16 protein-coding genes, 1 tRNA gene and 1 other RNA gene are annotated in these 13,461 nt (G+C 39.8%); 5 read left to right on the top strand and 13 right to left on the bottom strand.

Annotated elements, in window-relative coordinates; all coding sequences use genetic code 11:
• Nucleotides 1-76: 76 nt before the first annotated feature.
• Nucleotides 77-634, bottom strand: a complete 558-nt coding sequence (locus NSQ43_RS08710) for a DUF1273 domain-containing protein (protein ID WP_339249341.1) — start codon at nucleotides 632-634, stop codon at nucleotides 77-79.
• Nucleotides 627-1,790 carry an acyl-CoA dehydrogenase family protein gene (locus NSQ43_RS08715; protein WP_339249343.1) on the bottom strand — a complete coding sequence of 388 codons (1,164 nt, stop codon included), beginning with the start codon at nucleotides 1,788-1,790 and terminating at the stop codon, nucleotides 627-629. Before NSQ43_RS08715 ends, NSQ43_RS08710 begins: the two co-directional genes overlap by 8 nt.
• 153 nt (nucleotides 1,791-1,943) lie before the next feature.
• On the opposite strand from NSQ43_RS08715, the gene NSQ43_RS08720 reads away from it, so the two are divergent.
• Nucleotides 1,944-2,444 carry a GNAT family N-acetyltransferase gene (locus tag NSQ43_RS08720; protein ID WP_339249344.1) on the top strand — a complete coding sequence of 167 codons (501 nt, stop codon included), beginning with the start codon at nucleotides 1,944-1,946 and terminating at the stop codon, nucleotides 2,442-2,444.
• A gap of 50 nt (nucleotides 2,445-2,494) precedes the next feature.
• Here NSQ43_RS08720 and NSQ43_RS08725 read toward each other — a convergent pair whose 3' ends face one another.
• Both NSQ43_RS08725 and ssrS read right to left on the bottom strand, forming a co-directional pair.
• Nucleotides 2,495-2,824, bottom strand: a complete 330-nt coding sequence (locus NSQ43_RS08725) for a DUF3889 domain-containing protein (protein ID WP_339249346.1) — start codon at nucleotides 2,822-2,824, stop codon at nucleotides 2,495-2,497.
• Nucleotides 2,825-2,919: 95 nt separating this feature from the next.
• Nucleotides 2,920-3,111: non-coding RNA, 6S RNA (gene ssrS / locus NSQ43_RS08730), on the bottom strand.
• Between the two features lie 155 nt (nucleotides 3,112-3,266).
• Here ssrS and NSQ43_RS08735 point away from each other — a divergent pair.
• Together NSQ43_RS08735 and NSQ43_RS08740 are read left to right on the top strand one after the other, a co-directional pair.
• Nucleotides 3,267-4,586: a sodium-dependent transporter gene (locus NSQ43_RS08735; RefSeq protein ID WP_339249347.1), complete on the top strand. Its 1,320-nt coding sequence runs from the start codon at nucleotides 3,267-3,269 to the stop codon at nucleotides 4,584-4,586.
• 122 nt (nucleotides 4,587-4,708) lie between these two features.
• A complete protein-coding gene (locus tag NSQ43_RS08740) occupies nucleotides 4,709-5,179 on the top strand; it encodes a GyrI-like domain-containing protein (RefSeq protein ID WP_339249349.1) in 471 nt (156 codons plus the stop codon).
• 55 nt (nucleotides 5,180-5,234) lie between these two features.
• Here the strand turns inward: NSQ43_RS08740 and NSQ43_RS08745 are convergent, their stop codons facing one another.
• From NSQ43_RS08745 to NSQ43_RS08780, 8 genes are all read right to left on the bottom strand, one after another.
• Nucleotides 5,235-5,363 carry a hypothetical protein gene (locus NSQ43_RS08745; RefSeq protein ID WP_339249351.1) on the bottom strand — a complete coding sequence of 43 codons (129 nt, stop codon included), beginning with the start codon at nucleotides 5,361-5,363 and terminating at the stop codon, nucleotides 5,235-5,237.
• Between the two features lie 54 nt (nucleotides 5,364-5,417).
• Entirely contained in the window at nucleotides 5,418-5,630 is a 213-nt protein-coding gene (locus NSQ43_RS08750; RefSeq protein WP_339249354.1) for a hypothetical protein, read from the bottom strand.
• Nucleotides 5,631-5,699: 69 nt separating this feature from the next.
• A complete protein-coding gene (locus NSQ43_RS08755) occupies nucleotides 5,700-6,614 on the bottom strand; it encodes a hydroxymethylglutaryl-CoA lyase (RefSeq protein WP_339249356.1) in 915 nt (304 codons plus the stop codon).
• Nucleotides 6,615-6,633: 19 nt separating this feature from the next.
• The gene (locus tag NSQ43_RS08760; protein ID WP_339249357.1) at nucleotides 6,634-7,989 is read right to left on the bottom strand and encodes a tripartite tricarboxylate transporter permease; all 1,356 of its coding nucleotides are present in this window, start codon (nucleotides 7,987-7,989) and stop codon (nucleotides 6,634-6,636) included.
• Nucleotides 7,986-8,414, bottom strand: a complete 429-nt coding sequence (locus tag NSQ43_RS08765; RefSeq protein ID WP_339249359.1) for a hypothetical protein — start codon at nucleotides 8,412-8,414, stop codon at nucleotides 7,986-7,988. The genes NSQ43_RS08760 and NSQ43_RS08765 overlap by 4 nt, the downstream gene beginning before the upstream one ends.
• Nucleotides 8,407-9,675 (bottom strand): hydroxymethylglutaryl-CoA reductase, degradative, encoded by a 1,269-nt coding sequence (locus NSQ43_RS08770; RefSeq protein WP_339249361.1) that lies wholly within the window; start codon nucleotides 9,673-9,675, stop codon nucleotides 8,407-8,409. Before NSQ43_RS08770 ends, NSQ43_RS08765 begins: the two co-directional genes overlap by 8 nt.
• Nucleotides 9,676-9,793: 118 nt before the next feature.
• The gene (locus NSQ43_RS08775; protein WP_339249363.1) at nucleotides 9,794-10,393 is read right to left on the bottom strand and encodes a helix-turn-helix domain-containing protein; all 600 of its coding nucleotides are present in this window, start codon (nucleotides 10,391-10,393) and stop codon (nucleotides 9,794-9,796) included.
• A 118-nt stretch (nucleotides 10,394-10,511) separates the two neighbouring features.
• Nucleotides 10,512-10,584: transfer RNA gene (locus NSQ43_RS08780), tRNA-Val, on the bottom strand.
• Between the two features lie 122 nt (nucleotides 10,585-10,706).
• On the opposite strand from NSQ43_RS08780, the gene NSQ43_RS08785 reads away from it, so the two are divergent.
• On the top strand, nucleotides 10,707-11,555 hold the full coding sequence (locus tag NSQ43_RS08785) for a DNA-3-methyladenine glycosylase (RefSeq protein WP_339249365.1): 849 nt from the start codon (nucleotides 10,707-10,709) through the stop codon (nucleotides 11,553-11,555).
• A 43-nt stretch (nucleotides 11,556-11,598) separates the two neighbouring features.
• Here the strand turns inward: NSQ43_RS08785 and NSQ43_RS08790 are convergent, their stop codons facing one another.
• Nucleotides 11,599-11,748 (bottom strand): hypothetical protein, encoded by a 150-nt coding sequence (locus NSQ43_RS08790; protein WP_339249366.1) that lies wholly within the window; start codon nucleotides 11,746-11,748, stop codon nucleotides 11,599-11,601.
• A gap of 296 nt (nucleotides 11,749-12,044) precedes the next feature.
• Between NSQ43_RS08790 and NSQ43_RS08795 the strand changes: the two genes are divergently transcribed.
• On the top strand, nucleotides 12,045-13,430 hold the full coding sequence (locus NSQ43_RS08795) for an aldehyde dehydrogenase (RefSeq protein WP_339249368.1): 1,386 nt from the start codon (nucleotides 12,045-12,047) through the stop codon (nucleotides 13,428-13,430).
• The last annotated feature ends 31 nt before the right edge of the window (nucleotides 13,431-13,461 follow it).

The following is a 13,461-nucleotide window of genomic DNA, read 5'->3' on the forward strand; positions in this document are numbered from 1 at the left end:
TCGTTCTTCGTTCCGAACTTCTCCTTTAAACTATTAAAGTTCTCATTCCTCAGCCTAAAGTTCTCCTACAAGCAAATCAATCCCAATCCTGCCTTTGCAGATCCTCAGCGACCAATTGTAAATCATCGGCCGTTATCGTCAACACTTCGTAATCGCTTGTTTCAGCAAATTTCATAGCCATTTGCTTCATGAACTTCGGAGATCCCTCGTTTTCTTCATCATAAACGATCAAAATTCCGTCCGAATTCCGCAATAAAAATTTATCACGCTCGATGAATTGCCATGGAGCTTCATAGGGCCGTTTTGTTAAGCTGACTGTATAGTCCGCATGGGCGAGGATGAATTCATAGGCTTCTTTCTTCGCTTCATTCCAATTTTTATCTTGTTCCAAAAAAGGTGTGATGACAGCAAATTGCAATGATGGATAGGTTTCTTGTAAGTCAATTACCGTTTCTGCAGCCCATGTTTCGACGCCCGGTTGTCCGCTGATGATCACCCATTCAAGACCGCTATCCAGTAGGGAAGTCAATCTGCTCTCCAATGCCTTTTTGATAATTCCGATACCCGGATGATTATCGTTGAAAATACCTAATTCATGTGCTTTGTACCCTGTAATGACAAGCCTCTTAATCATTACGTATTTCCTCGATTGCCACCTTCGCTAATTTCGAAATCACCATATCATCCATTGGTGGGTTATGCAAACCTGCCCGGACGTCTCGATAATAGCGTTGAAGTGGGTTGGTTAACTCCAAGCTTTTCGCACCGACGAGACGCATCGAACGGTCTACTATACGAATTGCAGCGTTTGTCACTACATGCTTTGCAGCTCCTAATTCTTGTTTCATCGATTTACGTCTAGTAATGTCGTCGTACGCAGCCGCAACACTATAAAGGAAATGCCTCGCTTGCATTAATTCGAGATCTATTTGCCCAATATGACTTTGGACATTCGGCAACTCAGAAATACTCCCTTGAATGCTATTCGGTTTGTGTTCGACTGCAAATTTCACAGCGTAATCACGTGCAGCTTGTGCAATTCCTAAATAACAGGCAGGAATATGTAGAAGCCAACCATTCAATTTGTCACCACGGGGGCCTTTACTGAACTCAACGAAATCATCCTCATTGACCTTCACATTTTCCAATATCAAGTCATGGCTTTCGGTGCCACGCATGCCAAGCATATTCCAAGTCTCTTTTATCGATAAACCTTCACTGTCTCTACTGATAAGGAAAAAGCCGTTGCCTCCCAGCTCCTCTACCCAGGCAGAGACGAGGAAGTGAGTGAGAACAGGCGACATCGAAGTGAAGTTCTTCTGCCCGTTGATGGCCCAATGTCCATCCTTTTTGACCGCAGTTGTCGTAGGACGACCGCCTCTAGTGGGACTGCCTGTTTGGGCTTCACTTGCTGCTCGGTTTACTAATGCACCATTCAAGATTTCTTTTGAGAAACTTACTAAATGGTCCGGTTCCCATAATTTATTTTCATAAATGTCACCGACCGCACCCTGATGCCAACCAATGGATAACGCTGTGGCACCATCGAAGGAAGCAATTGTTTCTTGTAGTAAAACCATGTCTGTCACCGTGATTCCCCCACCGCCATATTGTTTTGGTAGTGTAAGTGTTGTATAGCCGATATCAACAAGTGACTGAATATTTTCTCTCGGAAAGACTGCAAGTCGGTCTGTCTTTTCAGCAGAGCCTCTAAATTGAGATTCAAGACCCTTTATTTTATCCATCCATTCTTTTTGAAGATCAGTTGTTATGAATAGCTCTTTTGACATGTTACCACCCTTTCAGCAATTATCAGCGTCTATATATTGTTCTATTATACTCAATTAATGTATGTTTGAGGTGTAAAGGACGAGTGTGCTAATTTACTGGTCAACGATAGATATATAAATTATAGTAAGTGAAAACATAGAGGGGGAGTATAGATGCAGATAAGAAGATTGTGCACGCAAGATGCAGAAGACTACTATGGCATACGGTTAGAGGCGTTACAGATGAACTCAGAAGCATTTGCCGTAAGCTATTTGGAGGAGAAGAGGCAAACAGCCGAAAAGTATAAAGGTAGATTTGGGAATGATGATTCATTGACCTTTGGTGCATTTGACGAAGATGGTTTAATTGGCACCGTTACGTTAATTCCAGAAAAAATGATGAAACTCAAACATCGTGCAACGATTGTTGCCATGTATGTCAAACCAGAAAAAAGAGGGAATGGCATTGCAAAACAGCTTCTCAAAGAAGCGATTTCAACAGCAAGGAATTTAGGAGGTATTGAACAAATTCATCTAACAGTAGTCAGTAGGAATAAAGCTGCCAATAGACTTTATACTTCAATTGGATTTGAAACGTATGGAATTGAGAAAAACGCTTTAAAAGTAGATGGTACATATTATGATGAAGAATTGATGGTTTTATTTTTGAAATAGGGAAGGAATGGATCAATTTCATCAAAACATGTGATTGATCCTCATTGTTTTCATCGGTCAGATTCCCGATAGTCAATACCTTCTACTTCACCAGTGTTGGTTTTATATGTGATTCTAACAAAAACACCGAATTCACGGTTTGCCTCTTTAAGCCATAGTTTAAACTTTTCAACTGTCGAGTCTCCAACAGATTCGCTTCCTTCATGTAAGTAATCAATAATATCAGCATTAGGATATTTTGCTTTGACTTCTTTCATGGCAAGCTGGCCCCATTTTGCATAGGCAGGTTCAATTGGTTCGTTTATGACTACCGACTGATGAGTAAGTGTAGAATGAGTAGTGGTGATGATCAGACCAAGAGCAATCAGCATATGTCGCATTTCAAATTCATCTCCTTTACGTTAGGATGTGGAATTTGATAAGTATCATTCAAAAAAGCACCACCCAAAAGGGAGGTGCTGAATAATTTTATGTAAGTAAAGCCGCCTTTGCCGTATTTAATCATAGAAAGTTTTAAACCACCACTCCTCAAAGTGGGTGTTCGCAAAAACATTCCTGTCTGTCCCGATCAATAAAGGATAGGGCTTGCCATTCCTGTTCTTATATAAAACTCCCTTTTACAGCATAAAGGTTAAAACTTAATGGTATACGTACAATGCAGCTTATGTTTATATAATACATGGGTTTTGCTGCATTATCAATGGAAATATTTACTTTATGTTTATGGTTTACGGAATAATAAATTAATGATCATTTCAGGTTGAATAAGGTATAATAAGAAAAATTCAGTGGGTTCACTGTGAAAGAAGTGAGTGATTTTTATTGAAACAACGAGAGCAATGGACATCTAAGATTGGATTTGTTTTAGCAGCCGCAGGCAGTGCCATTGGGCTTGGGGCTATTTGGAAGTTTCCCTATATGGCGGGCACAAATGGCGGAAGTGTATTTGTATTGCTATTTATTATTTGTACGATGGCAATAGGTCTGCCCATACTTTTAGCTGAGTTTGTTGTCGGCAGAAGAGGACAGCATGATGCGGTTACATCCCTTAAGCGACTTGCACCGAAAAGCAGCTGGTATTTGATCGGCTGGCTTGGATTGGGCACTTCCTTTATCCTGCTATCATTTTATAGTGTGGTTGGAGGGTGGATTTTATCCTATCTTACAAGGGCAATTGCATCTCGACTTAATACATCAGATTATGTCGGGCTATTCAGCTCAATTATCGCAAATCCGATAGAAGTGTTACTTGCTCAGGCAGTATTCATGATCTTGACGGTCTGGATTGTGCAAAGCGGCATTAGGGGCGGGATTGAACGTGCGAGCCGATGGATGATGCCGTTATTATTCATTTTCTTCATTGTGCTTGCGATACGATCAGTAACACTTGTAGGAGCTATGGAAGGAATCCGATTTCTCTTTGTACCGGATTGGTCATACTTAACCGGAAAAACATTTTTACTTGCACTTGGACAAGCATTTTTCTCATTAAGCGTCGGTGTAACGGCGATGCTCACCTATGCGTCCTATTTGCCGAAGGAAGAAAAACTTGGTCAATCAGCGTTCAATGTCTCCATTTTGAATATCTTCATCTCCATACTTTCAGGAATCGTCATTTTTCCAGCCGTATTCGCTCTTGGACACTCACCTGATGAAGGTCCAGGACTTATATTTGTTATCTTACCAGCTATCTTCAATGAAATTCCTTTGGGTGGATTTTTCATGGTGCTGTTTTTCATCCTACTATTGTTTGCAACACTTACTTCTTCAATTGCTATGTTGGAAATTGTTGTGTCAACAGGTATCGGGAAGAAAAATGAATGGAGAAGGAAAGCAGCTTGGCTGTTTGGTTTGCTAATTTTCATCGTCGGGATTCCAAGTGCATTATCATTTGGAGTGCTATCAGACGTAAAATTTCCTGGGGGCACGTTCTTCGACTTTGCTGACATTTTGACAAGCCGATTCGGATTACCGATTGGAGCATTCCTCATTTCGATTTTTGCTGGGTTTTTGTTAACAACTGCCGAAACAGATGATGAGCTTCGAATGCATCCGTTTTTGAATCGTTCATGGAAATTCATCGTAAGATTTGTTGCACCACTTGCCATCATCGTTATTTTCATTGCATCATTTTTATCTTGAATAACCAACCGCTTACGAAAATACGTAGGCGGTTTTTTACTTACAACTTTTTACTTTGCTTGAAGGATTCCAAAAACAAATGGCGAATGTATATAGGAAATACGGTTGTGGGGGAGATAACAATGGAAGTGAAAACAGTTGCCACTTTTGAATGTGGAATTATCGAACGGGAGTACCAGTTGGTAGGGCAGAGCATAACAGCGAACTTTCCTAAAGGATTCCCGGATGCTGCCATAAAAGTTCAAATGGATTTTGAAAAAAGGATGGATGAGGTGGCGAATAATAAGAGTAAACGGGTATTATTCAGCCCATATATGTCAAATGGTATCTTCGCCACTTATTTTGCTTGTTTAGAAGTTGAAGAGATAAATAAAGTCCCTGAAGGTATGATGGGAATAAAACTCCCATTGATGAAATACGCGAAAATCAGCTGCTCAAACAAAACAATTGGCCAGGGATATGATAAATTGTTTGCTTGGATGGGGGAGAATGGATATAAACAAAAACAGAACGACTCATGTTCAATCGAAATTTTTTATTTTGAGGAAGATGCAGAAGAAGAAGTAGTTGAAATCCTAATACCGATTCAATGATTTTGATATGAAAAATAAGAAAGAAAGTCATGAACTTATCTCATGGCTTTCTTTCTTATTTTTGATGCTGCTTATTAAATCTTTCATTAGATCCAGTTGTTGCTCTTGTTTCTCTATTTGCTGCTGTAATTGCTGAATTAGGATAACAAATCAAATCATTTCTTCTTTGATCATCAATGAACACGTTATTCACCCAGTCTCTCAATTGATCGTACTCTTATTTTATTCGAACAGGATGTTAAAGTGTCCTCGTAATCGCTATTTTCCTGTACATTGCATTAATCTTTGGATTCTCTTTTTCCCATGCCCTGTTTCTTGGGAAGGGGATATTGAATTGTTTTTCCATCTCAGTCATTAAACCGGCAAGTAGAAGATCCTTTTTTGGTTGATCCGCAAAGATAATTATTTCATATTCCCTCTGATAATCCGCCAATGATTTCTTAACTGCCATCTTAAAACTCCCTCTCTATTAGACAAATCCGAGACTATAAGATAATAGTCTCGGATTGTAAATGAATGCTTATATTTTATTGTTCATTCGATATTTAACGGTATGACTATCCAAAGGCTTGTCCATTTTATCCTGAATGAACATCGCTGCTTCATGGAGTTTATCAGCATCGATATTTGTTTGAATTCCCATGTTCGTAAGCATATAGTGAAGATCGTCCGTAGCTAAATTACCAGATGCACCGGGTGCATATGGGCATCCGCCAAGACCACCGAGGGAACTGTCGAACTTAGTAATTCCGTACTCTAACGAGGCAAGCACATTTGCCATAGCTGTCCCACGAGTATTATGGAAATGCATCGCTATTTTTTCTTGTGGATAGCGTTTTAAGAGCACTTCCAAAAGTCTTTTTACTTGCAACGGATTAGCGACGCCGATAGTATCCCCTAATGATAATTCTTCTATGCCCATTTCAAAGAGGGAATCTGTCAATCGAAGCACTTCATTTATCTCAACCTTACCTTCGAAAGGACAGCCGAATACCGTTGATATATAGCCCCTTACCGTTTTGTTGTTTGCGATTGATTCGCGCACAACTTCAGCAAGAACAGACTCTGTTTCTCTAATTGTTTTGTTAATATTTTCCTTGTTATGAGATTCACTTGCGGAGAGGAAAACTGAAACTTCATCTATTTGACTCTCCAAAGCACGGCTTAATCCTCGCATATTAGGTACAAGTGCTGCATATTTCACTTCGGGAGCTTTTTTAATCTGTTTGACTACGGAGTCTGCATCGGATAATGCAGGAATCCATTTAGGATTAACGAAAGAAGTGACCTCTATATAGCTCAGCCCAGTCGATGAAAGCTTGTTGATCCATTCTATCTTGTCCTCTGTATCGATAAACTTACTTTCATTCTGAAGGCCGTCTCGTGGGCCGACTTCTCTGATAAATACCTGTTCCGGGAATTGTTTACCTGCCATTCATACAAACCCCTTTCAATTAGAATCCAAATAGGGTTGCCATAATCCAAGCTGACGCATAGAACACCATGAATTGTACACCTGCTCCAATACCAAGGATACGATTTAGTAGACCGCCAACGGCTGCTACCGTAAAGGTAAGGGCGATTCCGACAAATTGCGCCTCATGGAAAGCAAGTAGACATGCCAAACCAAGGAACATTGCAACGATTGCTTCCTGACTCACAAATTTCATAACGATAACGGAAGCCTTTCTTGCATAGTTCATTGAAAATGGATAAGCGATTAGTGATGCGACAGCCAGACCTATAAATCCATAAATGAAGAAATCCCATGATGTCATGTACGTATGCAGGTTATTTACCGGGTCAACTGTGAAAACAGGTGGTGCATTGAACAAAGGAGAAGCTGGTCCTAATGCAACAGGACTCAAAGGAATCCCAAACGCAATAAGTGGAATGATCGCTTCTGCAATGTATGTAGATTCAGTCACACCATTCATAACTGTTAAACTTGTTGTCGATTTTTTATAAGACCCTTTCGTACGAGACCCAACGATTTCACCCATTAATGAGGTCATACCGACTGGGCTGAATACAAAGGTTAATGAAGAGATAAATGTCGTAATTGCTGTGAAAAACTTTTGCCTACCTGAGAGTATTTTTAATGGGTTTGGAAAATATCCTTTCCATGCTTTCGTCTCAGGGGCCAAGTGGTATTCTTTAGGCTTACTTCTTTCAATTGAGCGTTTCGCACTTGCAGATGTAGCAAACAATATATCAGAAAACATAGGACCGACAGCAATTCCCAAGAAGAAGCTGATCGATAAATGTTTGTCTAAAAGTGTAAAACTCATTAAATCTAAACTTTTGATAAAGAACGCAAAAGGGATGATCATTAAAACACTTACCCATCTTCCTTTTGAGAAGTAGGCAATTAATATAGCTGCAAGTGTGAAAATGATTCCAGCCGATGATTTAAAGAAATCAGCAAACTGACCTAAAAATTGTCCTAACAGTACCGCTGTTGGTAGAGCAATAAATGCTCCAATAATACCACCGGAAATCATCTTTCTTAAAGCAACATGGGGCATACCCATTCTTCGAAGTGTATTGGCGTGGTCGACTAAAGGAACTGCCGTCGTATCACCTGGGATTCCCATTAACGCCGTTGGAACAGCATGAGTTAGATGCTTCGCCAATACAGCAGCCATGAAGAATGAAAATACAGCTACTGGGGGAGCGCCCAACAAGATAACTAACAAAGTTAGGGGAACCATGATTGCTGTTTCATCCGTACCGGATATCAATCCGATTAAAGAAAAGACGATTGCACCAATTAATGCAAATAAAATTGCCGTTAGTAATAAACTCATTTCTTCTTGTCACCCCCGAGAGCCCTAAAATGCTCAAGAACACCAAGTTCCTCTAACTCTTTTTTGGTAACTGGATCGTTCTCTATTAACGCAAGCTCTTCATCAGCATCTAATTGTAAATCCTCAAAAACTTCTTTCATACTGTTAGTTGAAGTTTCTTCTTCGATCAATATTCGTTTTGGTTTAAAGACAATCGAACAAAATAATAATGCAAGGACGGTTCCTGTAATTCCAAGAAGTAGGGAATAGGAAGCGACCATGTTTTCACTAGCGATGGAAGGGAAAAACCAAAGACCAAGATTATAACCACCTAAACTTATTGCGACACTTATAATAATTGAGAAGAGCAACTGATTTGGTACAATTGTGTCTCCAAGTATTTCCAGGTATTTATTTTTGGCATGTTTATCGTTCAAATTATTCACCTCTTTGAATTGCTTTAGTAATCTCCAAAATTCGATCGTATCTTAAATCTTTTTCAGCCACTGCTTGAGCTACGATCCGATCAATATCCGATTTAGCTGCGCCTGCCATAACAGCTAAATTTCTTGCGTGTAGTGACATATGGCCTCTCTGGATGCCTTCTGATGCAAGTGCACGAAGACCAGCAGCATTTTGAGCAAGACCTGTTGCTGCAATGCAACCTGCGAGTTCTTCCGCAGAGCTTATGCCCATAATTTTTAAAGAAGCTTTTGCAACTGGATGCGTTTTCGTTGCTCCGCCAACAATTCCAACAGCCATAGGAAGCTCGATTGAACCCGACAGATCACCGTCCGCATTTATTTCGAATTTCGTCAAAGATTTATAATGGCCGGATACAGAGGCGTATGCATGGGCACCTGCTTCTACCGCACGAGTATCATTACCCGTCGCTAAAACCACCGCTGAAATACCGTTCATAATTCCTTTATTATGTGTAGCTGCACGGTAGGGATCAAACTCTGCAAATTCATAGGCGCTTACAATGTTTTTAACAACCTCTTTGCCTCCAAGAGCTTCTGCTGAAAATACTGCACGTGCGCGAACCAATCTACGATCAGCCAAATTAGAAATGATCCTTAGAAGAACATTACCACCAGTTATTGTTTCGATCATTGGTGCAACGGATTCAGCCATCGTATTTACTGCATTTGCTCCCATTGCATCTTTCGTATCTACGATAAGATGGATAACAAGCATAGTATGATTTGTCGTTGAAATAATATGCACTTCGAGGTCTTTTACTCCACCGCCTAAAGAAATTAGTGTTGGATCTTTTTCATTACAATGATTCATAATCTCTTCTTTATGTTCGAAGACTTTGGCTTTTGCTGCATAAGGATCAGCTACATTAAGAACTTGAATCTGTCCTCGCATAATTGTTCCACTTATCGATGTGAAGAATCCGCCATGTTCATATGTAGCTTTTGCCGCATTACTTGCTGCAGCAACAACAGATGGTTCTTCAGTAGCCATTGGGATGAACGTATCTTTTCCATTAATTTTAAAGTTGGTCGCGATTCCAATTGGGATTCCGATTTGGCCTACAACGTTTTCAATCATTGAATCTACTAAATCCATAGGTAATGTTTGGTTGGCTGATAGATACGATAATTCATCCTCGGTTAAGCCACGTCCCTCTGTAACAATATTTAATCTTTCGTGAGATGATAAGCGGTAAAAACCTGGAATTCTAGTAGTTGTCATTGTATACGCTCCTTGTTGTGTAATTACATTCAACTTGGTTGAATGCGGTTACACAGAATGGTACATGAAAATAGGCGTGATGTAAACACTTACATTCAAAACAAAGATATTTTTCAGACTACAGGGCATCGACTTGAATATACATCGTCAAGACTTTAGCTTCATTATTTCCGGTAGAAAGAAATATATGTGGGATCGTTCCTTCGAAATAAGCGCTATCACCCTGTTCCAGTGAATGTAATTCGCCATCATAATAAAGATGGATGGAGCCAGACAGGACATAGATAAATTCATCCTCCGCATGTGTGAACGGTTCTACTAATTCCGCTTCCGGCAAGACAGTGACGATGACTGGTTCAATTTTGCTGAAATGAGAACGTTTCGCCAAGGCTTCATATGTATACCCAATTTCTTCATTACCGACTTTTACTGTTCTTTTTGCACTTTTTACAATCGACAACTTATTTTGGTTGCTCGATTCCAAAAACCAAGATAGGGGTGCATTTAATTCCTTTGCGATTTTTGATAATGTTGCAAGGGCAGGAGAAGCTTGCCCATTTTCAATTTTTGATATATGACTCTTTGTTAACGAGCATTTATCTGCTAATTCCTGTTGAGTCAAAGACATGTTTAGTCTTGCTTCCTTAACTTTCCGTCCGATTTCCTCTGGGTAGATTGTAATCTCCTCCTTTGTATTAAAGATAAGAACAACAGTCAAATTATACTCTATTTTTGTAAAAAAACATAAAAAAACAGTCCCTAGGCATCCGGCCTAATAGGACTGTTTCTGGAGAAGGCTGTTGTTCCGACAACCTTCCTACGGGTTTGGCACCCAATGATTCCGACTGGGCTCGAACCAGCGACCTCTACCCTGTCAAGGTAGCGCTCTCCCAGCTGAGCTACGGAATCGGGAGAAGATGTGCTTGCTTACTGCACATTTATTATTATAGCGGGTTTGTCCAAGAAGTCAACATCATTTCTAAAAGTTTTTTCTTTCGATGATAAAAAGGTAGAATGGAAGGAAAAGGGGGGTGGTGGAAATACAAATTTCATTACCGTTTATTTATGATTTTGATCGAGCACTTGAACGGTTGGCGGGGGATCCGGTAAATGCAGTCGATTTGCGAAAAAGGGAAGTGAAGATTCCGATGGAAGAGGGGAATATTATCACTCTACGTGGGTTAGGCACGAAGGATTCACCTATGTTTTTGCTCGAGAACGCAATAGATAAAAAGCAAGTTGATAAGGTGAAGTCCATTTTTCATTTTGATATCCGTTTAGATACGATTGCCAACCACTTCCGGGATACCAATCTTGAGAAGCTTTTTATGGATCACGCTGGGACACCGCTAATAAAAGAGTTCTCACTGTACGGTTCACTCATGAAGAGTATCATTCACCAACAGTTGAATCTGACATTTTCACATGTTTTAACGATGCGATTCGTCGAGAACTTTGGTGAGTATCAAAATGGGGTATGGCGATATCCTCGACCTGAAAGGATTGCAGCACTTCAAGTGGAAGATTTACGCCAACTTCAATTTAGCGGTAGGAAAGCAGAGTATGTCATCGGCCTGTCTCGTGCAATTGTCGATGGGAACCTAAATTTAAATGCGTTTGAAAAAATGGATGATGAAGAGGTAATACGTGAAATGATTGTCCATCGCGGAATCGGACCGTGGACTGCACAAAATTTTCTTATGTTCGGATTAGGAAGGCCTAATTTATTTCCATTAGCGGATATAGGATTGCAAAACGCCTTAAAAAATATATGGGCAATGGACCGTAAACCGACAAAAGAAGAAATGATGGAACATTTTCCGGATTGGGAACCATACTTAAGCTATGCAGCGTTATATTTATGGAGGAGTATTGAATAATAACTAAAAAAGCTTCCCTATAAAAGGAAAGCCAAGTTATTTATTATGAATGTGCATGTTCGTTTTCTTCGTCAAGGCGGTCGTCAAAGAAGAGGAAATTTTCATCGTTCAGGTCCGAGATGCGCTCCTTGTTGAGACCTAATGAAAGATTTCCCTCAAAGATTGTTTCCCACCAAGTATCTGTTGTTGTCATGTTCATTTCCTCCATTTCAAATATATTCACTAATTGCGATGTGATAATTCATTACCCTTAACTTAAAGGAACTAAAACGTCATTCAATGAAAAAGAATCTTTTGGCCCGTTATTAGGTGAGTCTGAAGGTTTTAATTAAAAACAACTGAAACGAAGGAACCACCCAACGAATTGTGTAATCTTAGTATATGTTGACAAGCTTTTTGCCAAACTGCGTAATTGGTCGGAATTTGTCGGTTGAAATTCAGTCCTTTTGCTATATTGACAATTTGTTTTTGCTAAAGGGAGTTGAGATGTTGGATTTTCAAAGAAATACAGATAAAATTATTGAATTGCAGCGGGAATTTTACATGACGGGTAAGACAAAGGATGCCGATTTCCGAATAGAAATGCTTATTCGCTTGAGAGATGCGATTAAGCAAAATGAAGATAAAATTCACGAAGCTTTGAAGAGAGATTTAGGAAAGAGCCCTTTTGAAGCGTATGTAACCGAAGTGGGATTCGTTTTATCAAGCATTTCAATGATGCTAAAAAACGTAAGGGAATGGATGGAGCCTGAGCAAGTGAAAACACCGGCACATTTACAACCCGCGAAAAGTTTTATTGTAAGGGAGCCATATGGTTCGGTGCTGATTATTGGCCCATTTAATTATCCTTTCCAATTAATAATGGATCCTCTGATAGGTGCTATCGCAGCTGGTAATTGTGCAGTTGTTAAACCGTCAGAGGCTGCTATTCATACAACTACACTTATAAATGATCTATTAACAGAAATTTTCCCACCAAAGTTTATCTGTGTCGTAGAAGGCGGAATTGAAGAAACAAATGCTTTAATACACGCACCATTCGACTATATTTTTTTTACCGGAAGTGTAACGGTAGGGAAAATCGTCATGAAAGCGGCTGCTGAAAGACTGACTCCTATAACTCTTGAATTAGGTGGAAAGAGTCCGGTAATCGTTGATCAGACTGCAAATATCAAAATTGCAGCCGAGCGGATTGTCTGGGGAAAATTTCTTAATAATGGACAAACCTGTGTCGCCCCCGATTATATCGTGGTCCATGAGTCCGTTAAGGATAAGCTTATAAAAGAAATTATTAATTGCATACGTGATTTTTACGGAGCAGATAGTTCAGTAAGTGTGGATTACGGAAGGATTGTGAACTCCAAGCATTTTGATCGTTTGTCGGAGTTAATTCGAAAAGAGAAGGGAAATATTGTATTCGGCGGTAAGGTGAATCGTGATGATTTATACATCAGTCCAACGATTTTGGATAATATCATTTGGTCGAGTCCGTCCATGGAAGATGAGATTTTCGGCCCTATCCTACCTATTCTAACTTATCAGAATTTAGGGGAGATTATTCATAGAATTCAAAAATTGCCGAAGCCTTTGGCTGCTTATCTATTTAGTGAGAATGCAAATGCACAGGAATACTTTTTGCAAAATCTACCGTTCGGTGGGGGTTGTATAAATGATACGATTTCCCATGTCGGTAACATTCATCTGCCGTTTGGGGGAGTGGGCGCATCCGGAATGAACGCTTATCATGGCAAAGCAAGTTTTGACTTGTTCACCCATTCAAAGTCAATTTTAAAGAAGAGTACAAAACTCTCAGTGCGTATGGGATTCCCACCGTATGGAAATAGACTTTCGCTGATCAAGCGAATCATTCGATAATTAATTTAGGAAAAACCTGAATTAGTGTAGT

This window comes from Sporosarcina sp. FSL W8-0480 (genome assembly GCF_037963765.1).
In the GTDB taxonomy this organism is placed as follows: Bacteria; Bacillota; Bacilli; order Bacillales_A; family Planococcaceae; genus Sporosarcina.

Coding starts and splice junctions, on each gene's coding strand:
- NSQ43_RS08740 (WP_339249349.1), top strand. CDS start 4,709: ATGGAAGTGAAAACAGTTGCCACTTTTGAATGTGGAATTATCGAACGG.
- NSQ43_RS08755 (WP_339249356.1), bottom strand. CDS start 6,614: ATGGCAGGTAAACAATTCCCGGAACAGGTATTTATCAGAGAAGTCGGC.
- NSQ43_RS08715 (WP_339249343.1), bottom strand. CDS start 1,790: ATGTCAAAAGAGCTATTCATAACAACTGATCTTCAAAAAGAATGGATG.
- NSQ43_RS08770 (WP_339249361.1), bottom strand. CDS start 9,675: ATGACAACTACTAGAATTCCAGGTTTTTACCGCTTATCATCTCACGAA.
- NSQ43_RS08760 (WP_339249357.1), bottom strand. CDS start 7,989: ATGAGTTTATTACTAACGGCAATTTTATTTGCATTAATTGGTGCAATC.
- NSQ43_RS08720 (WP_339249344.1), top strand. CDS start 1,944: ATGCAGATAAGAAGATTGTGCACGCAAGATGCAGAAGACTACTATGGC.
- NSQ43_RS08790 (WP_339249366.1), bottom strand. CDS start 11,748: ATGACAACAACAGATACTTGGTGGGAAACAATCTTTGAGGGAAATCTT.
- NSQ43_RS08750 (WP_339249354.1), bottom strand. CDS start 5,630: ATGGCAGTTAAGAAATCATTGGCGGATTATCAGAGGGAATATGAAATA.
- NSQ43_RS08725 (WP_339249346.1), bottom strand. CDS start 2,824: ATGCGACATATGCTGATTGCTCTTGGTCTGATCATCACCACTACTCAT.
- NSQ43_RS08710 (WP_339249341.1), bottom strand. CDS start 634: ATGATTAAGAGGCTTGTCATTACAGGGTACAAAGCACATGAATTAGGT.